Annotated in this window: 17 protein-coding genes and 1 pseudogene; 16 read left to right on the top strand and 2 right to left on the bottom strand. The window is 45.6% G+C overall.

Going from position 1 to position 23856, the window contains the following annotated elements; all coding sequences use genetic code 11:
• The first annotated feature begins 21 nt into the window (after positions 1-21).
• The 9 genes from H1230_RS09835 (at position 22) to H1230_RS09875 (ending at position 10655) form a co-directional block, all read left to right on the top strand.
• A complete protein-coding gene (locus H1230_RS09835; RefSeq protein ID WP_239715295.1) occupies positions 22-702 on the top strand; it encodes a response regulator transcription factor in 681 nt (226 codons plus the stop codon).
• Complete coding sequence (locus tag H1230_RS09840; protein WP_239715296.1) at positions 699-2450, top strand: sensor histidine kinase; 1752 nt, start codon at positions 699-701, stop codon at positions 2448-2450. Before H1230_RS09835 ends, H1230_RS09840 begins: the two co-directional genes overlap by 4 nt.
• A gap of 218 nt (positions 2451-2668) precedes the next feature.
• Positions 2669-5221 carry a hypothetical protein gene (locus H1230_RS09845; RefSeq protein WP_239715297.1) on the top strand — a complete coding sequence of 851 codons (2553 nt, stop codon included), beginning with the start codon at positions 2669-2671 and terminating at the stop codon, positions 5219-5221.
• Between the two features lie 35 nt (positions 5222-5256).
• The gene (locus H1230_RS09850) at positions 5257-5949 is read left to right on the top strand and encodes an ABC transporter ATP-binding protein (RefSeq protein WP_239715298.1); all 693 of its coding nucleotides are present in this window, start codon (positions 5257-5259) and stop codon (positions 5947-5949) included.
• Positions 5939-7321 carry an ABC transporter permease gene (locus H1230_RS09855; protein ID WP_239715299.1) on the top strand — a complete coding sequence of 461 codons (1383 nt, stop codon included), beginning with the start codon at positions 5939-5941 and terminating at the stop codon, positions 7319-7321. Before H1230_RS09850 ends, H1230_RS09855 begins: the two co-directional genes overlap by 11 nt.
• Positions 7322-7351: 30 nt before the next feature.
• On the top strand, positions 7352-8440 hold the full coding sequence (locus H1230_RS09860) for an efflux RND transporter periplasmic adaptor subunit (RefSeq protein WP_239715300.1): 1089 nt from the start codon (positions 7352-7354) through the stop codon (positions 8438-8440).
• A 57-nt stretch (positions 8441-8497) separates the two neighbouring features.
• On the top strand, positions 8498-9022 hold the full coding sequence (gene pssA / locus H1230_RS09865; RefSeq protein WP_239715301.1) for a CDP-diacylglycerol--serine O-phosphatidyltransferase: 525 nt from the start codon (positions 8498-8500) through the stop codon (positions 9020-9022).
• Positions 9023-9028: 6 nt separating this feature from the next.
• A complete protein-coding gene (locus tag H1230_RS09870) occupies positions 9029-9523 on the top strand; it encodes a DedA family protein (RefSeq protein WP_239715302.1) in 495 nt (164 codons plus the stop codon).
• A 154-nt stretch (positions 9524-9677) separates the two neighbouring features.
• Complete coding sequence (locus H1230_RS09875; protein ID WP_239715303.1) at positions 9678-10655, top strand: glycoside hydrolase family 43 protein; 978 nt, start codon at positions 9678-9680, stop codon at positions 10653-10655.
• Positions 10656-10720: 65 nt separating this feature from the next.
• On the opposite strand, the gene H1230_RS09880 is transcribed toward H1230_RS09875, so the two are convergent.
• Together H1230_RS09880 and H1230_RS09885 are read right to left on the bottom strand one after the other, a co-directional pair.
• Positions 10721-11608 (bottom strand): spermine/spermidine synthase domain-containing protein, encoded by an 888-nt coding sequence (locus H1230_RS09880; RefSeq protein ID WP_239715304.1) that lies wholly within the window; start codon positions 11606-11608, stop codon positions 10721-10723.
• A 175-nt stretch (positions 11609-11783) separates the two neighbouring features.
• Positions 11784-12701 carry a dihydrodipicolinate synthase family protein gene (locus tag H1230_RS09885; RefSeq protein WP_239715305.1) on the bottom strand — a complete coding sequence of 306 codons (918 nt, stop codon included), beginning with the start codon at positions 12699-12701 and terminating at the stop codon, positions 11784-11786.
• A gap of 96 nt (positions 12702-12797) precedes the next feature.
• Here H1230_RS09885 and H1230_RS09890 point away from each other — a divergent pair, with 96 nt between their 5' ends.
• The 7 genes and pseudogenes from H1230_RS09890 to H1230_RS09920 all read left to right on the top strand — a co-directional run bounded on the left by H1230_RS09890 (position 12798) and on the right by H1230_RS09920 (position 23485).
• Positions 12798-13556, top strand: coding sequence for an IclR family transcriptional regulator (locus H1230_RS09890; protein ID WP_239715306.1), 759 nt, complete (start codon positions 12798-12800; stop codon positions 13554-13556).
• 44 nt (positions 13557-13600) lie between these two features.
• Positions 13601-15553 (top strand): YjhG/YagF family D-xylonate dehydratase, encoded by a 1953-nt coding sequence (locus H1230_RS09895; RefSeq protein ID WP_239717238.1) that lies wholly within the window; start codon positions 13601-13603, stop codon positions 15551-15553.
• A complete protein-coding gene (locus H1230_RS09900; protein ID WP_239715307.1) occupies positions 15553-17133 on the top strand; it encodes a glycoside hydrolase family 43 protein in 1581 nt (526 codons plus the stop codon). Before H1230_RS09895 ends, H1230_RS09900 begins: the two co-directional genes overlap by 1 nt.
• Before the next feature lie 292 nt (positions 17134-17425).
• Positions 17426-19504: pseudogene (locus tag H1230_RS09905) on the top strand (alpha-glucuronidase family glycosyl hydrolase).
• 63 nt (positions 19505-19567) lie between these two features.
• Positions 19568-20365: a Nif3-like dinuclear metal center hexameric protein gene (locus H1230_RS09910; protein ID WP_239715308.1), complete on the top strand. Its 798-nt coding sequence runs from the start codon at positions 19568-19570 to the stop codon at positions 20363-20365.
• Positions 20366-20560: 195 nt separating this feature from the next.
• Complete coding sequence (locus H1230_RS09915) at positions 20561-21460, top strand: ArsR/SmtB family transcription factor (protein ID WP_345773436.1); 900 nt, start codon at positions 20561-20563, stop codon at positions 21458-21460.
• A 264-nt stretch (positions 21461-21724) separates the two neighbouring features.
• Positions 21725-23485, top strand: a complete 1761-nt coding sequence (locus H1230_RS09920) for a glycoside hydrolase family 2 protein (RefSeq protein WP_239715309.1) — start codon at positions 21725-21727, stop codon at positions 23483-23485.
• Positions 23486-23856: the final 371 nt, after the last annotated feature.

Genomic DNA, 23856 nt, shown 5'->3' on the forward strand with positions numbered 1-23856 from the left:
CGTGATAGAAGGGAGGACGAGATGAAAAAGAGGGTTCTTCTCGTTGAGGATGAGATTCGTATTCGTGAAATTATTGCCGATTATTTCATTCAGAACGATTGGGAGGTACATGAAGCTGATAATGGAAAGGATGCATTAATCTGGTTTGATTCATTGAATCCAGATCTTGTCATCCTGGATATCATGATGCCCAAGCTGAATGGGTTTGAGGTGTGTCGACAAGTACGAAGCTGTTCAGGTGTTCCTATTATTTTACTCACAGCTAAATCCGGTGATGACGACAAAATCCTGGGGTTTGAGTTGGGTGCAGATGATTATGTAACTAAGCCATTTAGCCCCAAGGTATTGGTTGCCCGGGCAAATGCCCTGATGAAGCGGATAGAAGGCGGTCATTTGCCGGAAGGACAGATACTGTCGTTTGGTACGGCTGTTCTTAATACGATGGCTCATCGTCTGGATGTAAATCAGATCGAGGTGGAGCTTACACCTAAGGAATATGAGGTGTTGCGGCTACTGATATATAATAAGGGAATTGTCATTTCACGGGATACGATACTCAGAAGGGTATGGGGGATTGAGTTTGATGGTGACTCTCGTGTGGTAGATACACATATCAAAAAACTAAGAAGCAAATTGGGTAACGAATCTCGTCATATACGTACAGTGATTGGTACAGGTTATAAGTTTGAGGAGGAGGCATGAGGAGACGGGGAGTTACATTCAAACTTTTTGTTATGACCGTTGTGTGCTTTCTTTGTTTTTACGGAATGATTATTCTGAGTCAGCTATTATTTTTTGACAATTTTTATCAAAATCAAAAAACAAATCGGGTAGAGAAGCAGTTGAAGAACTTTGCCTTAAGCTATGCAGGAGAGCGGTCAATCGGCAGCACGGTTTCTCGGGAGGCAGCCCGCTTTATGCTGCGTAATAAAACTCAATTAGCAATTGTAACCCTGGATGGCAAGGTGAAACTGGATGATCCCTTTCAAATCAAATTGAAAAAGGATGATGGTGAGCTCGTCGTTCTGCCACTTTCCCTGTTCATGAGTCAGTATGGAGATGAATTGAGAGCGCTCGGTATTCAACCAGGTGACCCATTGACCATTCAAGGCGAAGGCGATATGGGTGATTTATCTTACTCTAATCAGATTTATCCCGTAAGTATTTATAAACGTGGATCTATGCAAGTTGGAGATTTGACAGAGGGAGATTTGACTACGATTTCGGGAGCGGTCACTGAAATTATACTTCCCGATATCAAATCCACTCAACGGCAGGGCTTGTTGTTCGAAGCGCTGGAAGAATGGTTTCCTCTATCCCCGGCACGGGCAGAGAAGTTGAAACGGCTTGAGAGGCTGGAAGAAGAGTGGACAGATTCATGGAGTGGTATACGGAATACTGTAATTATTCAACCAGCACAACAAAGCGCAGGAAATATCGATTTATTGTTCACGGTCACCTCCTTGCAGGAGGTTAGTGATACGAATGAAGCTTTGCGCTGGTTCTACCTGTATCTAGGGATCGGAGGATTTGCACTTATTCTCATTCTCTCGCTGTTTTTTTCTAAGATAGTCACCCGGCCACTGATTAGTCTGAACAAGACGGCAGAACGAATGGTTCATCTCGATTTCTCGGCTCAACTGCCCATTATACAAAATGATGAATTGGGCAGCCTGTCCAACAGTCTGTTTACAATGTCACAGAATCTGGATGTTGCTTTGCGTGAGTTAAAGGAAGCCAACAAGCAGTTGGTTGAAGATATGGAGCATAAGCAGAGAATGGAGATCGTCCAACAAGACTTTTTTGCTAACGCTTCCCATGAATTGAAAACACCACTCAGTATTATTAAGGGATTTGCTGAGGGTTTGCAGGACAGAGTTAGTGCCGGAAAACAGGATCATTATGTCAAGGTAATTATAGAGGAGTCCGGGAAAATGGAAACTCTTGTTAAGGATATGCTGGATTTGGCCAAGCTGGAATCTGGGACTATAAAGCTCCGAAAGACAACTTTTTTGCTGAGTGAGTTAATAGAGAATATCTTGGATAAGATGGTTCACTTGCTGAAGCAAAAGAGGTTGGAGGCTGTAATTATACCTGTCAATGAACTTCCGATAAATGCTGATTTTGGATGGATGGAACAGGTTGTCTTTAATTTCGTTACTAACGCTATTCGGCATGCTGATGAGGGTAGTCCAATAACTCTTTATATTACAGGTTTAGAGAGGACAAATATCTTTTCGATTGAGAATAAGGGCGAACAGATCCCTGAGGAGCAGTTGGGGACGATCTGGGAGCGGTTCTACCGGTCTGAGCTTTCACGGAATAGGCAGACTGGAGGCACGGGCCTAGGCTTGTCTATTATTCAAAGCATTTTAGATAAGCATGGCTTTCACTATCGTGCAGAGAACATAGAGGATGGCGTTCGTTTCATAGTCATGATTGAGACATAGCCTAGGCATTGGAGGTTATGAAGTAGTTTAAGCATGGAAATAAGGTGTGAGCGTCTCTTAGATAACAGAGTAGAACAGGCGAGGACCATCGATTATAATCGATGGTCCTCGCCTGTTCTTGCGTGTATTTTATCGACACATAAAAAACACATAGGCTTGTTAGTCTGATGTAGAAGAATTTCAGTCTAAATTACAGGAAGAAACTTAGGGAGGAAATCATGAGAAAGAGAAAGCATAGGAGTATATATATTGCTTTGCTGTTAATTACTTTGGTCATCAGCCAACCATCCGGCCATACAGTCTCTGCAGCTTCGGCAGCAGCAGGCAGCGTAAGTTCTAAGGTGTCTGCCGAAACAAGCGTCACACCAAAGAATCTGGGGTCCATCCCGCTGGAAGGTGGTGTCAAGGCTACAGTAGAGGATATTAATATCTGGTCTCAGGCTGGTGGGAATATTCTGACCTACACGTTGAGCTATTCTAACACAGGCGACAGCAACGCTAATCTGAATCATTATTTTTCCAGAGTAGTTACATTTGGAGGATCCGTTATTCCAGGCAATCCTATTACCGCTGATGCGATTAAGAACAAAGTGGGTTCCAAACAAAGCGAACGTGTGACCTATTATGTCAACGTCGGAAAAATCAATTCACTAAAAGGTCTTAAAATTACAATGTTTGTATGGGACCCCCAAAGCAAGGGCTATCTGAAACATGCCGGGACCCTCAGCCTTCCGGCTAATTACTCTCCAACCGCAGCCAGTGCCCACAGACAGAAGTTATCCATTAATAACATTCCTGTAGCTGCTGCTTCTGAATCCTTGCAGATCTACAAGTATGGGGGCAAAGTATTCGCAAAGGTTGGCATCAACTTCAGTAATGAGGGAACCAAGGTACTCGGGGACCCGGGCTACACCGCATATCTAATGTCAGCAGGAGGAACCGCGTTCGAGCTGGCACTCAACAGTTCGCAGGTTGGATATAAAATTCAGCCTCAAGAAAAGAAAACGATCTATTACCTGACTGAGATTCCGCCCTACCTTAAGACCGATAAGATGAAAGTGCAATATGTTCAGAAGGATGAGACGCTTAAGCTGGAACTACCTAAATCCTCATACATGCTTCCTGCGGCTGTGATCCCTAATTTGAATGTAGACAAAGGTGTTATGAAAAAGATCGGAATCAATGGCAATACAATCGAATTGCAGTTGACTGCTGCAAGTGTCTATTCGGAGGACAACTCAGGGATATGGACCTTCCGGTTCCGAATCAAAAATGCTGGGAAACAAGCAGTGGTTCTGCCTGCTTATGAACTTTCGGTCAGAGCCGCCGGGGGAACAGCATTTCCGATTAGCACCAAGGAAGTAAGTGGAGTAAGCCTGAAACCTTTGCAGGAAAAAGTGGTGCAACTTACCGCTCAGATTCCGCTTGAGGTGGAACAGAACACACTCAAATTGCAAATGATTGAAGCGGTCCAGTCGGACAGCAGTAACGAAGCAGCCACTGCAGCAGCGGCGAAGCTGTCCATTCCTGTCGCTTATTTCGCCATTCCTTATACGCTCCGTGCAGAGACGCAAAAAGGTCAGGATTACCAGACGACTAACTCTTATGGCACTTTTGGCTACAGTCTGTTGTCTCTGCAACGTTTTCCTTGGAAAGATGATGACATCCTTATCGCCAAGTTGAATATCACTAATAGGCAATCGGTTAATCTTGCACTTCCCGACCTTAAGGGTGCCCTAAAGGTGGACAACGATGATTTGATGACTTCTACGGAGCTGTTCATGGACAAAGAAATCTCCAGTATTGCTCCAGGGAAAAGTGCGGAAATGTATATGCTCAGCAAAGTTCCTTATACGACAGATTTCAGCAAGTTGCAGGTTAATCTATATTCCGTTGTCAAAGAAGAAAAGATCCCGTTCCTCTCATTAAGTACAAGCAGTGTAACAGATGCCGTATACAAGATTGAACGCGGCGGAAGCTATACGGTTGTTGGAAAAGGTAAGAATGCCACAGTGCAGGAGAACAAGACGACAGTCTATGAAGGAGATAACGCGAATATTGTCTACAGCGAACTGTTCCTGAACAGTGAAGAGAAGAGACAAAGCAAGATGGCGCGGCTTCAGGCCTACTATAAAACCAACGATGGGCAACTGTACGAAGCCACTTCCATCCAGCCAGATACGCCAGCCACTCCTGGCCGCAAGCAGTTGATTACTTTCTGGGCGAAGCTGCCCAAATCCGTGGGAGCTTCGAATCTTACGCTGTACCTTGGACCAGGAATCGCCGGTAATAAACTCACGGAGGCAGGTCAGGAATCAACAGGCTTCATCAATATTTCTGCTCTGGAACTGAATATGGTGGCAGCGACGCCGGTCAAAACGTTATCTAAAGTTACTGTGTATCCGTATACCTTGTCCATTCTGAATTCGGATGGGCGGAATACGCGTGGCAGCGATACGATCAGCATTGCGATGAACTACAATCTACTGCGTGACATCAGCTATGAAGTCGGTGCTTTCAATCACAAGCTTGTGATTAAAATGACCGATCCATTCGGACAGTCGCAGGAGAAGAACCTCACTATAGGTACGGAACTGACGGAAGGGTACAACAACACGTATTCTGTATCGTTCAGCAACAATATGTACAAAAAGTTGACTGGGGGCACTTACGCAATCACATTGTATGATGAATTCCAAGGTGAACGGATGGAGCTGGCCAGCCAGGCCTATATCTTGACGATGGATAGAGCACCAACTAACGAACAGTAGAATTGTATTGAATTAAAGTACAGAAGGAGCAGCTTATGTTGCGAGTGGAGAAGATATCCCATACGTTTAAGAGCGGCGGTGAATGGACACCCGTGCTGCATGACATCAATTTCCAGGTGAAGCAGGGCGAAATGGTTGCTCTGCTGGGCAGTTCAGGTTCCGGCAAGTCTACGATGCTGAATTTGATGGCGGGTCTGATGAAACCAACGGAAGGTCATATATATATTGCCGATCAGGATATTGTGAAGATGAGTGAGAACAAGCTGGCGGTATTTCGGCGGAAGAATATCGGGTTTATCTTTCAGGCATATGAACTGATCGCCAGTCTTACGGTTCGTGAAAATGTGGAATTGCCGCTGGTGTTCCAATCGGTATCCGCATCTGCGCGCAAGAAACAATCGCTTGCCTTGCTGGAGGCGGTAGGCATACCGGACAAAGCAGAGCAGTTTCCATCCCAATTGTCGGGAGGACAGCAGCAGCGTGTAAGTATTGCACGTTCGCTGATTACTGAGCCGTCCATTATTTTTGCGGATGAACCCACCGGCAACCTGGATACCAAGACAGAAGATGAAATTATTAATATATTGGTCGACCTGAACAAAAACATGAAAACTACGTTTATTGTTGTCACACATGAGCATGAAGTGGCACAGCATATGCAGCGGATCTTTACCCTTCGTGATGGATATATGGTTACAGAAAAGGAGGACCCTCGCAGTGAGAATTAGCGATATCTCAAAGTTGGCCTGGGGCCAGATTAAACGCAGAAAGGTAGTAACCGGTCTATGCATGGTAGGTATCTCTATCGGTTGTGCGGCAATTATCGTAGCTTTAAGCATTGGGGATTCCGCCCAGAGTTACTCTGAGAGAGAAATGAACAGCAGGCTGAAGATGGACGAAATTACAGTAACGCCTAATAGTGGTGTTTCTGTGCGCGGGGGCGGAGCAAAGGCGAGTAAGACAGGGGATAACATCAATACCGGGAAGCTGACCCGCCAAAAATTGGATATTATCAAGGGACTTAAACATGTTACTGCTGCTGCACCTTTTCAGGAACTGGGTGATGCTCAAATGCTCACCATAGACAATAAAGTCACTGATATTCAAATTGTTGGAACGGACCTTGATCTTCTAACCCAATATGGAAATACCTTTAAACAAGGCGGCCCTTCTGATCAGCCAGGAACCATTATTCTTAGCTATGGTGCCACTTTGGGATTGATGGATCTGGAGACGCAGAAGACGCTCTTCGAGCAGTTAAACAGTGATCCTTACAACACCAAATTAATGGAGCAGTTTAACAGCTTGAACGGCTTGTCAGCAGCGATGTATCAGCAGCAGATAGAATTGCAGGCTGAGGATTTCAATTCCGAGACATCTCGGACCTATCGTAGTTCGACCTTTCGTGTAGTCGGTGTTCTGAATAAGCCTAAAGGAACGAGCGACGAGATGATCCAGAGTGACAAAAAGGTATACGTATCACTGGAAACGGCAGTAAGGCTGAATGAGGAATTACATTTGAATGTGGGGACAGTTGGAGAGGAAGGCATCTTCAACACAGTAACGGTAAAGGTGGACAAGACGGAAAATTTAACCAAAGTGGAAGGGCTTGTTAAGCGGCTGACGCTAAATGCAAGCACTAATCTATTCCAGAAGAAGGAACTGGAGAAAACCTTTGCTATGCTTAAACGGGTGGCGTTAGGCATTGGGGTGTTTATTCTGATTATCGCTTCGATTTCCATCATCGTCGCCATGACGATGTCTACGCATCAACGTCGTCGACAGATTGGAATTATGAAAGTGCTTGGCGCTAACATGGGGCAAATACGCAATATGTTTATTACAGAGTCTGCTTTGTTGGGGTTGTTGGGAGGTATGGTAGGCATCGGATTTTCATATTTGATTGTTTCAGGCATTAACAAGCTTGTCGGCGGGTCAATCGGAGGGGCAGAAACGGGAGGGAGTCTGGTTATTCTCATACCGTTGTCAACGATTCCGGTGGGTATTATTTTTGCAATATTGACTGGAGTGTTATCAGGAATTTATCCGGCAATCAGCGCTTCAAGAACCAATGCGCTCACTGCGATTAAACGGGATTAGCCATTTTTTAGTTGAAAGGAAGCCGAAGTGATGAAGAGGACCCTAAAGTGGATTGTGATAGCAACGATAGTGTTGACTGCAGGTTATTTTATCTATGACAAAATGATTAAGCCCAAAGAGCAAGCTCAACCGATAGAAGAGGTGCCAGCAGTTACCTTCCCAGTAACCACAGAAACGATTACCAAATCTGTACAGGTTAAAGGCAAATCGAAATATGAGCATGAAACCCTTATATACGCCCCATTTGCTTCCAAGGTAACAGAGTGGACGGTGCAGAATGGCGGACAAGTTAAGAAAGGGGAGATCATGTTTACCCTGGACACAGCAGCGCTTAAGAATGAAATTGCAACTCAGGAAGCAACCATCCGCAAGGGAAAGCTGGAAGCTGAACTGAACGCATTTGTCAGTAAACAGAATGATGAAACGACTGCTGTGGGTGCAACTGAAGCTGAGCGACTGAAGACATTGGCTTCACAGCAGACGAGCAAGATTAGCGAAGATCTGAACAAGGTAAGTACGGATATTCAGGTGCGCGAGATTGCGGACAAGAAGACCAAAGTCCAATCAGCGAGTTATCGTGCTCCATCTTCCGGGATTTTCTTATTCGACAGCTCTAGTGAGCGTATACAAATGGTGACAGACAACCAGTATATCGGCAAAATCGTGGATTTGAACAAGGTGGAGTTTGTTGCCCTGGTGGGTGAGCAGGATGTGTTCAACATCAAGCCTGGAATGAAGGTGAAGGTCAAAATGACAGCTTCCAAGGCTGCTAAGCTGACCGGAAAAGTAGAAAAGGTATCCAAATTCGCAACAACTGCATCAGGCAAGGACGCTACAACCACCCAAGTCCCACAGTTCGAAGTGATCATCTCGCTCCAAGCCAATGAGCTCTTAATTGGGGGTCTTAGTTTGAATGGTGAGATTGAGACCTTGCGTAAGGACAACGCTACGGCTGTTTCCAATATTGCGGTCATTCATGAAGGAGACCTCACTTACGTTATGCTGGACAAAGGCAACGGACAAACGCAACGGAAAGAAATTAAAACCGGAATTGAAACAAACGATAAAGTTGAAGTGCTATCCGGACTGAAACCGGGAGATACCGTAGTTCTTCAGTAGATGTTCTTAAAGCCAGATGGATTCTATGACGCTAAATTGAAATAGGAGTTGAAATACATGAACTGGAATTGGTTGCCGTCAACCTGTACCCTCGCAAATCTGGCAGCCGGATCATTATCGTTACTTTTCACTATCCGGGAGCAATATAAAGTGGCAGTAATCCTGATCATACTGGCTGCCATATGCGATGTATTGGACGGATTATTGGCCAGACTATTAAATTGTACCAGTGATTTCGGTAAACAGTTGGATTCGCTAGCAGATATCATTTCGTTTGGAGTGGCTCCTGTCTTTTTGATTTTGTTATATAGATTGGATAATGTCCAGTGGTTGGGAGTTGTCGTGGCAGTCCTCTTTTTGATATGTGGTGCGCTCCGACTAGCCAGATTTAACTTGACGGTTCCGATCAAAGGGTTTGTAGGTATGCCGATTACTGCAGCGGGAGTAATCCTGTCTGCATCGACTTTACTGGAAGAACATCTGAAACCGGGTCTTATATTGGTATTAATGGGGTTGTTGTCCTTTCTCATGGTCAGCCGACTTCCCTTTCCTTCTTTTAAAAAATACGACAGCAGGAAGTGAAAAGGAATGAATTGGGCCATAGAGTTGATATCACAATACGGGTATATGGCTATCTTTGCTCTTTTAGCCCTTGGCATTCTTGGACTCCCCGTACCAGACGAAATTATAATGTTATTTGTAGGCTATTTATCTTCCAGCATGGTTTTAAATTATTCGCTTTCAGTGCTGGTTGGTTTTGCTGGTGCGCTAACTGGGATGATGATCAGCTATTTCATTGGCAGCAGACTGGGACAACCGGTCGTTGATAAATACGGAAAATGGATCGGCCTAACACCTAAGCGATTTGGGAGAGTCAAGGGGTGGTTTGAGCGTTTTGGGAATTGGACGGTTCTGTTTGGCTATTTCATTCCTGGGGTGAGACATGTAACTAGCTACATCTCAGGAATTAGTGGAATGCCGTTCAGAAAATATCTTCTTGTATCCTTGGTTGGCTCTTCGACATGGTCCATTCTTTTTATTTCACTAGGCTTTTTTTTAGGTAAGAATTTATCTTTTACGTGAGTATGAACACTAACCTATTATCTATACTAATGGGGGGGAAGTTCTATATTTTTACTATAGGATAGTCCGGCAGGATAGTGTAAAATTAAATCGTCCTATGTAAACGATTGCAAAGTGAAATTAGGGTGTGAATACGATACTAAAGGAGTGTAAGATGATGAAACCTAATCAACCCCTGGTCACCCACATTTATACCGCCGATCCGTCCGCTCATGTGTTTGAAGGTAAAATCTATGTCTATCCTTCCCACGACCTCGATCATGATGGACCAGATAACGATAACGGGGACCAATATGCGATGGAAGATTACCGTGTATTGTCCCTAGAGAACTTCGATTCTCCTGTAGTAGATCATGGAGAAGCTCTTCATCTGCGCGATATTCCATGGGCTTCAAGCCAGCTCTGGGCACCGGACGCTGCATTCAAGAACAATCTGTACTATCTGTTCTTTCCGGCACGCGATCAAGACGGCATCTTCCGGCTGGGGGTAGCAACGGCGTCTTCCCCTGCAGGACCGTTTAAGCCGGAGGCCAATTATATTAAGGACAGTTTTAGCATAGATCCCGCCGTGTTCGTTGATGAAGATGAGCAAGCTTATATTTATTTCGGCGGCCTCTGGGGAGGGCAATTGGAAAAGTGGCAGACAGGTAGTTTCGAGTCTTCACAAACAGAAGGCCCCCCGGCAGACCAGCCGGCGTTGGGACCACAGGTGGCCTTGTTAAGCGAGGATATGCTGTCCTTTCAGGATAAACCGCAAGAAATTTCGATTCTGGACGAAGAAGGCAATCCACTTCTGGCCGGTGATGAGGACCGCAGATATTTTGAAGGCCCATGGGTCCATAAATACAATGATTATTACTACCTGTCTTACTCGACAGGAACTACACACAAGTTGGTATATGGCATCAGTAAGAATCCGTTGGGCCCTTTTACATTCCAAGGGACAATCCTCACTCCTGTCATCGGCTGGACCACTCATCATTCTATTGTCCAGTTTGAAGATAAATGGTACCTTTTTTATCACGACAGCTCCCTGTCTGAAGGCGTTAATCACAAACGTTGCGTGAAATATACGGAACTGAAGTATAATGCTGACGGAACCATCCAAACGATAGCTCCTTATAAAGAATAGGAACTTGCCAAATAACCCCAAACCATTCGCGATCACAAGATCATAAGATGGTTTAGGGTTATTTTTTACAAATAGCACAAAATAGACTTTTCGATCCAATAAGAAAATACAGTGTGGGAACTTTGTAGTTCATGCTTTTTCATTGTTAAATACATATCGATTCCATCAGAAACATCATGCCATAAATCCGTAAATACAAAATCATAGTTACCCTTGGACATATATTTTTGGGCATATTCAAAAGCATCGGCTTTGATAATCTTAATCTTTTGAGTATTTTTGAATTGTGGTAATACATATGTATTAAATAAATGGATCACATCTTCATTGGTTTCAACAATCGTAATGCTTGCTACAGCCTCTTTTTCTGAAATCATATAAGCATAATAGCCAAGCCCCAGTCCAAAAGTAAGTACATTCTCAAATGCTGTATCCACTGCTTCTTTCATTGTTTCTATTTCATTCGGTGTGACGGTCATCCAGATTCGATTATTTTCTAAAATGGCAGGGAACATGAATTCAGTGTCAAAAAAACCGAGTTGTGGGATTTGTCTACCTTCTTGTGTGGTGATGATGTCATTACAGACAAAGCCCTCGAAAGGTTTGTATTTTTCGGATTTTAGTTCGCAATGGCCAAATTGTATAGTGGGTATCTTAATATTCTGGAAGTATGGATTGTTATAATATTCATTGGCATCAAGTTTATGAATCATACGGTTAAAATAGGTGTTGTACAAGTCTTTATCATCAACCTCATCAACAATATCTAGTCCGACCGCAGCTGCAAGTAATACCCCAAAAGCATATTCGTAAGTCACATTATATTTAACAATATCATCCATCTCTTCTTTGCTAATAAAGTCAGGCGCATGATTCAAATAATGGCTTAACAAAGCAAATACTTTGTAATTATCTTCTTTTATTTTGTCTTTGATTTCTGTATTGCGTCCCATATTCTCACCTGACTTCTCACCTTTTCAATAAGTGGATGTTTTCAATAAAACATATGCCTGTCAAGTACCAGCACATCTACACATTGAAGTCAAGGGTTTTATTTTCTTTGTAAATAGGTGCAGAATGCCAAATTTTTAACTGGCGTTCTGCACCTATTTTTAAGAAACCAATTGCTCATTCAGCTAACGGAACCCCAGCTCTAGTTAATATTTCTTTTAGTTTCTGTTCCTTCTGAGCATCCCAAATGTTGGAAGGAGGGAGGCAAAAGGTTGGAATAGGAACACCAGTCATACGTATAGCTTCTTTTACGGTAAGGATAAAAGGCTCATCCAGACTGTATATTGCCGGGATTTCAATGACTTTCCGTTGATGCTCAAGCAGCTCTGCCAAATTGTTATTTTGAAAGCTGCTGTATACTCCGAGAAGTAGTTGTGGGGCGAAGTTGGCACTAGCTGAAATAGCCCCGGCTCCCCCGGCTGCAAGTGTAGGCAATAAGTATTCATCAAAGCCACTGAAAACGGAGAAAGCAGGATTTATTTCTTTTACTTCTAAAATCATCTGACGAATATGACTCAGTTGATCTACCGTTTCCTTGATTCCGACTAAGTGGGAATAACGTGCGGCAAGACGGCTAACAAAGGCTGGACTCAAATCCTGACCGGTTAGAGCAGGGAAATTATACAGCATCACCGGAATCTCCGTCGCTTCCAAAATGGCGGCATAGTGGGCGAACAAGGTTTCTTCACTTAGCTTACTGTAGAATGGATTGATAACGATTACACCGGTGGTGCCACTCTGGGCAGCATGCTTGGTAAGACGGATAGTCTCCGTGGTGTTATTGCTGCCGGTTCCAATCCAGACAGGAAGGCGCCCGTTAGTATAATCAATACAAAACTCTGCAATATCCTCCCGTTCCTCCGTGCTAAACTGGCTGAATTCCCCGCCTGTCCCCAAGAAGAAGAGGCCGTGAACGCCCTTATTAATCAAGCTGTCTATCAGAATCTTCATTGCATTGCGGTCGAATTTCCTGTGCTCATCCAGAATTGTGGGTACAGGGGGGATAACGCCTACATTTGCCTGCTTAAAATTCATTTTGTTTTTGCCTCCTGGTTTGATATTATAAACATAAGATTATTATAATGAACTGGAAGCGCTTTATCAATGCATTTTAGAAAGGGGTGTGAAGGTTTGGACCGAAAATATTGGGTTCCTGCTCTAGAAAGGGCCGATTTGATTCTTAAGGCGATTTCCAAGCAGCCAGGGGAACAGAAAATGACAGAGCTATGCGATGAAACTGGCATTAATAAAAGTTCGATGTTTTCTCTCCTGCGGACGATGGAAACCTTGCAATGGGTTAGCAAGGATAAGAAGGAAGCCTACTCGCTTGGCGTGGGGGTTGCTTATTATAATACGGTTTTTAATGAGTCTCATAAACAGAACTTTAATCTGGTGGAGCATTTTCTCAAGACTTCCGCTGACAGTGTGAAGATCATTAGCGAGACCTTCCAACTATCCATTCTTGACCGAAGCGATGTTATGTATTTAGCCAAACAAGAAGGGCCTTCACTTGTGAAATTGGAGTCCAGTCCAGGTATGCGTTTCCCGGCACATGCGACAGCAATGGGCAAGATGATGCTGTCATGGCTTCCGTTGGAAGAGCTCGAAAGACGTTACCCTAATCGAATTTTATCCCAATTGACTACACATACGATTACAGATTGGAATGAATTCATGGCAAATTTGGCTGCTATTCGTATCCATGGCTATGCAGTGGATCAGGAAGAGATCATTAAAGGGATCTGCTGTGTTGCCGCACCGATCCTTGATACCTCCGGAAATGTTGTTGCAGCGGTGAGTACCTCTATGCTGCAGCATGCCTATATCGATAAACAGGAGAGTGCGATTCAGGAAGTTATTAAGCTTGCAGAAAAATTGTCTTTATCTTAACTAAGAGAGAAGGGTTTAAAGTGGAAATTACTTTGCATGAGATTATGCGGGAGGATTTGGACGACTCTTTCCCCATTCATACTGCTGCTGAGGGTCCCTCAGGTGTGCTCCCTATAACAGGTGAAATGCTGCGCAATGCACCGAGTGGCGAATTATTTGGCATGTCTCAAAACACAGGAATGGGTTGGAACCCGAACTTATTAAATCAACGTCAATATCTCATCCTAGGCACGATGGGTGGGATTCGGCGTGAAGATGGTACTCCAATTGCACTTGGTTATCATACCGGACACTGGGAAATTGGATTGATGATGGAAGAAATCGCTAAGGAAATTACCGAGAAGCAAGGGATTCCGTTTGCGGGTTATGTAAGTGATCCTTGCGATGGCCGTTCTCAGGGAACGACCGGCATGTTCGATTCCCTCCCTTACAGAAATGATGCGGCAATCGTAATGCGCCGGTTGATACGTTCGCTGCCAACCCGTAAGGGAGTGTTAGGTGTGGCCACCTGTGATAAAGGGCTGCCGGCAATGATGCTTGCCCTGGCCGGCATGCATGATCTTCCGGGGATTATTGTGCCTGGTGGAGTGTCGCTTCCGCCGATCCATGGAGAGGATGCCGGTAAGATCCAAAGTATAGGAGCCAGATATAGCAATGGCGATCTTTCCCTGGAAGAGGCCGCTGATTTAGGATGTCGTGCTTGTGCAACTCCTGGTGGGGGATGTCAATTCTTAGGAACTGCGGCCACGGCTCAAGTGATTGCAGAGGCGTTAGGGATGTCGGTTCCCAATTCTGCTCTAGCCCCTTCAGGACAACCTGTGTGGAAGAATATGGGGCGTCAATCTGCTCGTGCACTCCTACATATGGATCATAGTGGGATAGTGATGCGGGATATTCTTACGGATAAAGCGATAGCTAATGCGATGGTAGTTCATGCAGCGTTTGGAGGTTCTACGAATCTGCTGCTTCATCTACCTGCTGTTGCCCATGCCGCAAGCTTGCATATTCCAACAGTTGAAGAGTGGAATGAAGTGAATCGTAAAGTCCCTCGTCTGGTTAGTGTGCTTCCCAATGGACCTATCCCGCATACGACGGTTCGTGTCTTTCTAGCGGGTGGAGTTCCGGAAGTGATGCTGCATCTACGGCGGCTGGGACTTATTGATGATTCCGTCTTGACGGTTACAGGCAGGACATTAGGCGAAAACCTCGACTGGTGGGAGACTTCCCAGAGACGAATCGATATGCGCAATAGATTGAGAGAGGCAGATGGTGTTGATCCAGATACCGTCATTATGAGTCCTCAGGAGGCCAAGCGTCAGGGAATGGCGTCAACGATGACTTTTCCAACGGGTAATCTTGCTCCAGAAGGTTCGGTCATTAAATCAGCAGCCATTGATCCATCGGTCTTGACTAGTGACGGCATTTATCGGCATGTGGGCCGAGTTAAAGTATTTACGGCTGAGAAGGATGCGATCCGCAGCATCAAGGATGGATTAATCCATGCAGGAGATATTCTGGCTATCATTGGTCGCGGACCTAGTGGAACGGGCATGGAAGAGACTTATCAATTGACTTCAGCCCTAAAGCATTTGCCCTTTGGCAAGCAGGTAACGCTGATCACGGATGCTCGCTTCTCCGGTGTATCTACGGGTGCCTGCATAGGACATATGGGTCCAGAAGCGCTGGTTGGAGGGCCCCTTGGCCTACTGAGAGATGGTGATTGGGTGGAAGTTGTCATTGACACGATTAAGCTTGAAGGCAGCGTGAATCTGGTGGGTGAAGGTGAACAACCGCAGTCGCAGGAAGAAGGGGCGAGAATTCTGGCTTACCGGACCCCGCATCCATTCCTGGCCGTTGATCCGGGATTGCCCGATGATACTAGACTGTGGGCAGCACTGCAAGCAGTCAGTGGCGGAACCTGGCAAGGCTGTGTCTATGACACCGATCGAATAATTGCCGCGCTTGAAGCAGGGCAGAAAGTATTGGGGTGGAAATAATGAGCAGAAATGTGATTCGGAATCCTATTCTTCGCGGTTTTCATCCGGACCCGTCTATTTGCAGAGCCGGAGAAGATTATTACATTGCTACTTCTACCTTTGAGTGGTTTCCCGGAGTGCGCATTCATCATTCGCGCGATCTTGTGAACTGGAGACTTCTTACTCATGTGCTGACTCGTAAATCACAATTGAACATGGAAGGCAATCCGGATTCAGGTGGAGTCTGGGCACCTTGCCTTAGCTATGACGCAGGGATTTTTTATCTGATCTACACCGATGTCAAGAGTAGACAGGGAGCATTTAAGGATACCCCTAATTTTGTCGTAACCGCATCTAATATAGAGGGCCCTTGGTCTGAACCTGTCTATCTGAACAGCAGCGGCTTTGATCCCTCCCTGTTTCATGATGATAACGGGCGTAAATGGTTGGTCAATATGCTGTGGGATCACCGGAGTAACAAGAACAGCTTTGCTGGAATTGTTCTGCAGGAGTACTCCGCTCAGCTGAAACAGCTGATTGGCCCAGTGCTGCCCATTTATAAGGGCACAGCTCTTGGCTTGACGGAAGGTCCTCATTTGTACAAAAAAGACGGTTGGTATTATCTTATAACTGCTGAGGGAGGCACTCAGTATAACCATGCTGTGACCGTAGCACGCTCACGGCAAATTGAAGGGCCTTATGAAACCGCTCCTAATCATCCGCTGTTAACTTCTGCTGGTAATCCCGAGTTGGAGCTGCAAAAGGCCGGGCATGCCAGCCTCGTTCACACCCATACGGATGAATGGTATATGGTTCACCTGTGCGGCCGTCCAGTGAAAGATAAATACTGCACTCTGGGACGTGAGACAGCGATTCAGCGTTGCATTTTTACAGAGAATGAATGGTTGACCCTGCAAAATGGTGACAACTATCCTTCCAGCACCGTTGAAGGTCCAGATATTCCAGAGCAGCCATTTCCTGCGCCTCCGGAGAAAGATGATTTTGACTGTTCGCAACTTGATGTCCGCTGGAGCACTTTGCGTGTTCCTGCCGATGAATCATGGCTCTCGTTAACGGAGCGCCCAGGTTATTTGCGGCTAAGAGGAAGAGAGTCTATGAGTTCTCAGCATCGCCAGAGCATGGTGGCCTTGCCTCAGACAGCTTTTAACTGCAGTGCTGAAACTGCGCTTGAGTTCGAACCGGAGCATTTTCAACAGATGGCCGGGCTGATCCTTTATTATGATACGAAGGATTACGTTTATTTACGGATTACTCATGATGAAGAACTAGGCAAGTGTTTGGGGATCATACGCTCCAAGGACGGAGTCTACGAAGATTCTTTATGTGCTCCAATCCCATTGCCAGCCCAAGTAAGCTGCCGCCTAAAGATTGTGCTCGATCGGGAATTTGCTCAGTTTTATTACTGTGTTGGTGATCAAAGTTGGGAGAAGATTGGGCAGAGTATGGATATTTACCATTTATCCGATGAGTTTCCAGCGTATATCAGGTTCACGGGTACTTTTATCGGGATGTGTGTTCAGGATTTAAGCGGGACCTTTCAGGCTGCGGATTTCGATTATTTTGAATACATTACAGAGTAAATAAGACAATTACTACAAGATATTGGTGATCATAGCTATGCCTAGTGAAAGACCGGGAGATCGTGAATCCTGGTCTTTCACTAGGTTATATCCTGCCTTTTCGTAGATCTGACTTTAGCTTGATTTGGGTAAATATTAGCTTGATTTGACAATGTTATCTGATGCTAACCACATGTTAGGATGAACAAGAAGATTTGAAGTAATGAAGTTAAGTTATGCACTGAATGCACTGAATGCACTGAATGCACTGAATGCACTGAATGCACTGAATGAACAAGGAGGAGCAATTACCATGAAAGAAGCAAAGGGTCGGAAATATACGTCGAGTGATAGTGGTTATGACGCCTGGTTAAGTCATCCTGTGCTGCCGCACGGGAGTCTATATGATCAATATGTGAAATGGTGCGGGACTGTAAAGGTCAGCGAAGAGCACGAAACGATTCAAGCTGCGCTTCAGGAATGGCGAACAGGTATTGAATCCATGCTAGATATAAAGGTGTCGTCTGAAGCGGAGGGGCTGTGTATTGCCATCGGCACCTTTCAGGGAGGAGATGCAGTGATCCGCAGCGTGTTTGATAAGGATACAATCGCCAAGGTGGGGCCTGAAGGGTTTGCCATTCGCACCAGTGTGGAAGCGGGCTGCATTGCCGTCGGAGGTTCAACACCTGCAGGTGTGCTCCACGGTGTGTTTCACCTGCTGCGCCTGATTGGCAGCTTAAGCGCTATTGAGCAGCTTGACGAGGTGGTCAATCCGGTGAACGGGCTGCGCATGATCAATCATTGGGATAATGTTGACGGCAGCGTGGAACGGGGATATGCGGGAAGATCGTTTTTTTATGAGAACAACCGCTTTGTGGATGATCTGGGGAGAATTCGCGATTATGCACGGCTGATGTCCTCTGCTGGCATTAACGCTATCTCCATCAATAATGTAAATGTACATGAGAAGGAAACGCTGTTTATCTCACAGGCCTACCTGCCTGACGTTTCAAGAATTGCCGATGTGTTCAGGGTATATGGTATCAAGTTATTCCTGAGCGTTAACTTTGCTGGGCCGATGCATGAAGGAGAATTAGAAACGGCTGATCCGCTGGACTCGGGAGTACGCTAGTGGTGGAAGAATAAAGCGGCTGAAATTTATGAAGCCATTCCCGATTTTGGCGGATTTGTGGTCAAGGCTGATTCGGAGAACCGCCCAGGTCCGTTCACTTATGGCCGAGATCATGCCGATGGCGCCAACATGCTGGCTGAAGCGCTTGAACCGTTCGGTGGAATCGTAATCTGGCGCTGCTTCGTGTATAACTGCAAGCAGGACTGGCGCGACCGCAAGACAGACCGGGCCAGAGCGGCCTATGATCATTTTAAACCGCTTGATGGCAAATTTAACGACAACGTGATCCTGCAGATCAAGAACGGCCCGATGGATTTTCAGGTCAGAGAACCTGTATCACCGCTGTTTGGGGCGCTTGAGCGAACCAATCAGACCATTGAATTTCAAATTGCTCAGGAATATACCGGCCAGCAGCGCCATGTCTGTTATCTGGTTCCTCAATGGAAAGAGGTTATGGAATTTAATACCCATGCCAAAGGTGAGACTTCACTGGTAAAACATATCGTGGACGGATCGCTGTGGGGCAATCGTTACAGCGGGATTGCGGCCGTTTCCAATGTGGGCAATGACAAGAATTGGACCGGCCATCTGCTGGCCCAGGCGAATCTGTATGGATTTGGGCGCTTAGCCTGGAACCCGGACCTGTCAGCAGAGGAAATCGCCGGTGAATGGATTTCCCTGACGTTTGGCACAGATCCGGTGGTATCAGGTGTGATTACCCAGATCTTGCTTGATTCATTGGATATTTATGAATCCTACACAGCACCGCTTGGCGTAGGTTGGATGATCAACCCTGAGCATCATTACGGTCCGAATGTTGACGGCTATGAATATTCACAGTGGGGTACCTATCATTACGCCGATCACCAAGGTATCGGGGTAGACCGGACCGTTCAGACAGGTACAGGCTACAGTACCCAGTATATTGGCAGCAATGCCGAGTGTTATGATTCTCTAGAGAATTGCCCGGATGAATTGCTGCTGTTCTTCCACCATGTTCCGTATACCCACATTCTTCATTCCGGAAAAACCGTGATCCAGCACATCTATGACACGCACTTCGAAGGTGAAGAGCGTGCGGCAGAGCTGTTGACTTTGTGGAGTGGTCTGAAAGAAAAGCTCACTGAAGATCTTTACGTGCAGGTCGAAGACCGACTTAAGGAGCAATCCGGACATGCCAAGGAATGGCGTGACCAGATCAATACGTACTTTTTCCGGAAGAGTGGCATTGAAGACATTCACATGCGCAGCATGTATTGAGGGGGAAGAGTTTTGCGAAGGGAATCAGGAAGTTTATACTATCAAAACTTTTAGGAGGGTACAATGGCACTCACTTTTGGACGAATTATAGAGCAGTTAACGGCAGGAATTCATACGCTGGAGCGAACCGTAGACAAGCTGGAGCCAGGCTCTCTGGAGACGGATGTACAAGGAATCGTCACGGCCTTCTCCGCTTCGCAATATGTGATAGAACAGGCTATCGCGCTTGGCGCCAACCTGATCATCACGCATGAAGGCGTTTTTTTTAGCCATCAGGATAACCAAGAGTGGTTGCAACGCGACCCTGTATATAAGCAAAAAGTCGAACTGATCGCAAGCTCGTCGGGTATGGGCATCTATCGCTTTCATGATTACTTGCACCGTTACACGCCGGATGGGATCATGAAAGGGCTGCTCCGTGAGCTTGAATGGGAGAAATATGTTACTCAGCATCAGCCGCATGTATCCATCTTGACTATTCCAGCTATGGGGGTTCGAGAGGTTGCCGATTATCTGAAACGACAGCTGCAAATTCCTTACGTGCGCGTAGCGGGCAAGCTCTCCACATTATGCTGCAGAGTAGGAATACTGGTTGGTTACAGAGGAAGCGGGACTACGGTTATTCCCTTATTTGAACAGGAGTCCTTGGATTTAATCATTGTTGGAGAAGGTCCTGAGTGGGAGACGCCAGAGTATATCAAAGACGCTGTGCATCAAGGGCGCAATAAAGCCTTAATAATGTTGGGTCATGCTGAAAGCGAAGCGCCGGGTATGAGGTATCTAGCTGATCTGCTCTCGGAGCAATTCCCGAAATTGCCGATCCACTTTGTGAAGGATGAACCCGTCTATCAAATCGTATAAAGAAGTGTGTTCTCGGCTTGTTATCTGTGGACGTTCGAACTACGACGATTATACTCCTTGTCAGTGCTTGTCTAATCACCTTGAAGTTTTTGTACTTAATTGTAATGAAACTTGGTAAAATGAAGGGATAAAACGATTAAGTTAAGTGGAGTGATTGTTATTCTTAAACTATCCATGGAGGATCCTCGGGAATTGGTGAAAGTGACACATGCGCTTTCAACAGAGCTCAGATTACAAATGATGGAACTGCTGAACACCCGGAGAATGAATGTGGCGGAGCTTGCGGAAGCACTTGGAGTCCCGGTATCGACTGCTGCATCCAATGTCAGAGTGCTGGAGAAGGCCAAGCTGATCGAAACGGAGCTATTGCCAGCTTCACGCGGAGCCATGAAAGTATGCAGCCGAATTTACGATGATATTGGAATTACGATGAATGTCCCGGAGCGGAGTCATAGAATTGACCATGGTGAACAATGCTATGAGATCGAAATGCCGATAGGGAATTTTACGGCTTGCGAAGCAGCCCCGACTTGCGGCATGGTCAGTGAGAATGGGTCTATCATCGCAGAAGATTCACCAGCGGGATTTTTTCATCCTAACCGGGTTCATGCCCAACTGCTCTGGCTTCGGAAAGGGTATCTTGAATACCGTTATCCGCTTGATATTCCCCGAGAGGCACAGATTCACCTGATTCAATTCTCCATGGAGGTATGCTCTGAAGCACCCAATTATGATAATGACTGGCCTTCGGATATTACCTTATGGATTAATCAAGTGGAGATCGGTTCATGGACCTCACCGGGAGATTTTGGCGGGAGACGCGGAAAGCTGAATCCATCCTGGTGGATGGATAACGGAACACAATTTGGTTTTCTGAAAACCTGGAGTGTGGATAACACTCGGAGTATGATTGATCATCAAGAGATATCCAACCGCACACTGAAATCTCTGGATCTTCTGAAGCACAGCTATGTGGACCTGCGTATTGGGGTAAAAGAGGATGCCGCTTTCAAAGGGGGAATGAACCTGTTCGGGCGAAAGTTCGGTGACTATGAGCAGGATTTGGTCATGAAGGTTTTTTATACGCTGAATTAAAGGGTCATCAAACTGGAGCAAATTGAGAAGAATCTGTTGCTGTATGCAAGATTCTTTTTTTTTGAAATCTAAGAATTTATATGTTTCACGCGATAACTTATCCTTAGATTTCTCGAAGAAACGGATGCCATCCCTAAATGGACGGCAAAGCCATTTCTTCTTGTGGACATTAACAGATTGACTTTTCTAGTTATTCTGCAATAATTAGTACATATTTATTGTTATAAAACAAAATTATTGTTCATAAGGAGCGTGTATGGTGTAATGGCTACTCTTAAGTACACAAAAGATTATCCGCGGCCGCAGTTTGTCCGTGAAGATTGGCAAAGTTTGAATGGGGAGTGGGATTTTCGGTTTGACGATGCTAACGTAGGCGAGCGGGAGAACTGGCAGGAAGAACTGCATGGGGACTTAAAGATACAGGTTCCTTTCACCTACGAAACGAAGGCTAGCGGGATCGCTGAATCCTCCTTTCACCCTTATGTATGGTACCAACGAGATTTGCAACTGCCTGCGGAATTAAACGAGAAAAGGGTCATGTTGAATTTCCAGGCGGTTGATTATATCGCGAAAGTATGGGTCAACGGTTGTTACGCCGGACAGCATCAAGGAGGGTATACGGCATTTTCCTTTGATATTACGGATTATTTGAACAAGGAAACGAGTGGCACTAACAAGCTTGTTATCAAAGTAGAAGATAGCCAGAGCTGTACGCAACCGCGGGGTAAACAGCGCTGGGTGGAAGAGAATTTCGAGTGCTTTTATGTGCAGACCACGGGAATCTGGCAGAGTGTGTGGGTAGAATATGTATCTCCCTCGTACCTCAAGGCCGTAAAAATCACGCCGGATTTCGACAATCGTTCGGTCCGTTTTGAATATCAGACTCACCAGGCAGGGGGCACCCTCCGGCTGGAGACGCGAATCAGCCGCAATGAGAAAACCTTGAAGCAGGTCGCGCTGCATATTGACCGTCCTTGGCTGCAGCTTGATGTCGATTTGGTGCATGAAGCCAATGGGCCATGGAAATCGGAGTCCTGGTCCCCGCAGGCACCGAATCTGTACGATGTCGAGTTTATTTTATATAAGGATGAGGTGGAAGTTGACCATGTGTATTCCTACTTCGGATTGCGTAAAATCTCCATTGAACAGGGCAAGGTGCTGCTGAATAACGCGCCTTTATATCAAAGACTAATTCTGGATCAGGGCTACTGGCCAGACAGCCATCTGACCCCACCGTCGGAAGAAGCAATCATTGAAGATATTGAGGCCATTCTGGCCATGGGCTACAATGGCGTTCGTAAGCATATGAAGATAGAGGATGCAAGATTCCTGTACTGGTGCGATGTGAAAGGTCTGCTGGTCTGGTCGGAGATGGCGGCAACGTTCGAGTTCAATGACGAGGCTGTGGAGACATTTATGAACGAATGGACGCAGGTTGTCCGGCAGCAGTATAATCATCCATCGATCATCACGTGGGTACCTTTTAACGAATCATGGGGAATCCCCCAGATATTTACGCATCCCCAGCAGCAGCAATTTACTGAAGCCGTGTATCATTTAACGAAAGCTCTAGACCCGTATCGTCCAGTTATTGTCAACGATGGCTGGGAGCATACGGTCAGTGATATTATTACGCTTCATGATTATGAGGAACTGGGGCAAGTCTTGTTCGAGCGTTACACAGATTCTAGCGGGCTTCTTGGCGGCAGCTTCTCATTCAACAATTGGAAATATGCGATGGCGAAAGGCTACGAATATCGCGGTCAACCGGTCATTGTCAGTGAATTCGGCGGAATTGCCTTTACCTCTGATCAAGGCTGGGGCTACGGAAATCAAGTAGCCAGCGAGGAAGCCTTTATCGAGCGGTTCCGCAATATTACACAGGCCATCAAAGACACGCCTTACATCTGCGGGTATTGCTATACGCAAATTACGGACGTTCAGCAGGAAGTGAACGGACTTCTCACAGAGGACCGTAAGCCAAAAATACCGTTTGAAGTCATTAAGGAGATTAATCTCTCCTAGAGAAAGCTCCATCCCTGTTCCCTTTGAGCAATTCGTAAGTTGAAGCCGCTACGGTTCGAAAACAAAAACGAGTTAGTCGCCAATTAACTGGAGACTGGCTCGTTTTTTAGCTTTTACAGCTTTGAAGTGTTAAAGGCTGTTTCATTCGTGAAAATATTTTCTTATGGGACACTCCTTCTTTGGCAATCGTAAGTATTTCCCCCAGCAGCGCTGCAAAATGGTTTTTGTACACCATAATCGTAACTTTGGTCCCCTAAAACATGTCAATTATCGGTTTAAGGACAAAAAGATGGAGATTACAATAAATAAATGAAAGCACTTACATTAACAATGTAATCGTCTTTCTAACTATGAATAGGAAGAGGAGGGGT

The organism is Paenibacillus sp. 19GGS1-52 (assembly GCF_022369515.1).
In the GTDB taxonomy this organism is placed as follows: Bacteria; Bacillota; Bacilli; order Paenibacillales; family Paenibacillaceae; genus Paenibacillus_AQ.

Coding starts and splice junctions, on each gene's coding strand:
- H1230_RS09835 (WP_239715295.1), top strand. CDS start 22: ATGAAAAAGAGGGTTCTTCTCGTTGAGGATGAGATTCGTATTCGTGAA.
- H1230_RS09840 (WP_239715296.1), top strand. CDS start 699: ATGAGGAGACGGGGAGTTACATTCAAACTTTTTGTTATGACCGTTGTG.
- H1230_RS09845 (WP_239715297.1), top strand. CDS start 2,669: ATGAGAAAGAGAAAGCATAGGAGTATATATATTGCTTTGCTGTTAATT.
- H1230_RS09850 (WP_239715298.1), top strand. CDS start 5,257: ATGTTGCGAGTGGAGAAGATATCCCATACGTTTAAGAGCGGCGGTGAA.
- H1230_RS09860 (WP_239715300.1), top strand. CDS start 7,352: ATGAAGAGGACCCTAAAGTGGATTGTGATAGCAACGATAGTGTTGACT.
- pssA (WP_239715301.1), top strand. CDS start 8,498: ATGAACTGGAATTGGTTGCCGTCAACCTGTACCCTCGCAAATCTGGCA.
- H1230_RS09870 (WP_239715302.1), top strand. CDS start 9,029: ATGAATTGGGCCATAGAGTTGATATCACAATACGGGTATATGGCTATC.
- H1230_RS09875 (WP_239715303.1), top strand. CDS start 9,678: ATGATGAAACCTAATCAACCCCTGGTCACCCACATTTATACCGCCGAT.
- H1230_RS09880 (WP_239715304.1), bottom strand. CDS start 11,608: ATGGGACGCAATACAGAAATCAAAGACAAAATAAAAGAAGATAATTAC.
- H1230_RS09885 (WP_239715305.1), bottom strand. CDS start 12,701: ATGAATTTTAAGCAGGCAAATGTAGGCGTTATCCCCCCTGTACCCACA.
- H1230_RS09895 (WP_239717238.1), top strand. CDS start 13,601: ATGCGGGAGGATTTGGACGACTCTTTCCCCATTCATACTGCTGCTGAG.
- H1230_RS09900 (WP_239715307.1), top strand. CDS start 15,553: ATGAGCAGAAATGTGATTCGGAATCCTATTCTTCGCGGTTTTCATCCG.
- H1230_RS09910 (WP_239715308.1), top strand. CDS start 19,568: ATGGCACTCACTTTTGGACGAATTATAGAGCAGTTAACGGCAGGAATT.
- H1230_RS09920 (WP_239715309.1), top strand. CDS start 21,725: ATGGCTACTCTTAAGTACACAAAAGATTATCCGCGGCCGCAGTTTGTC.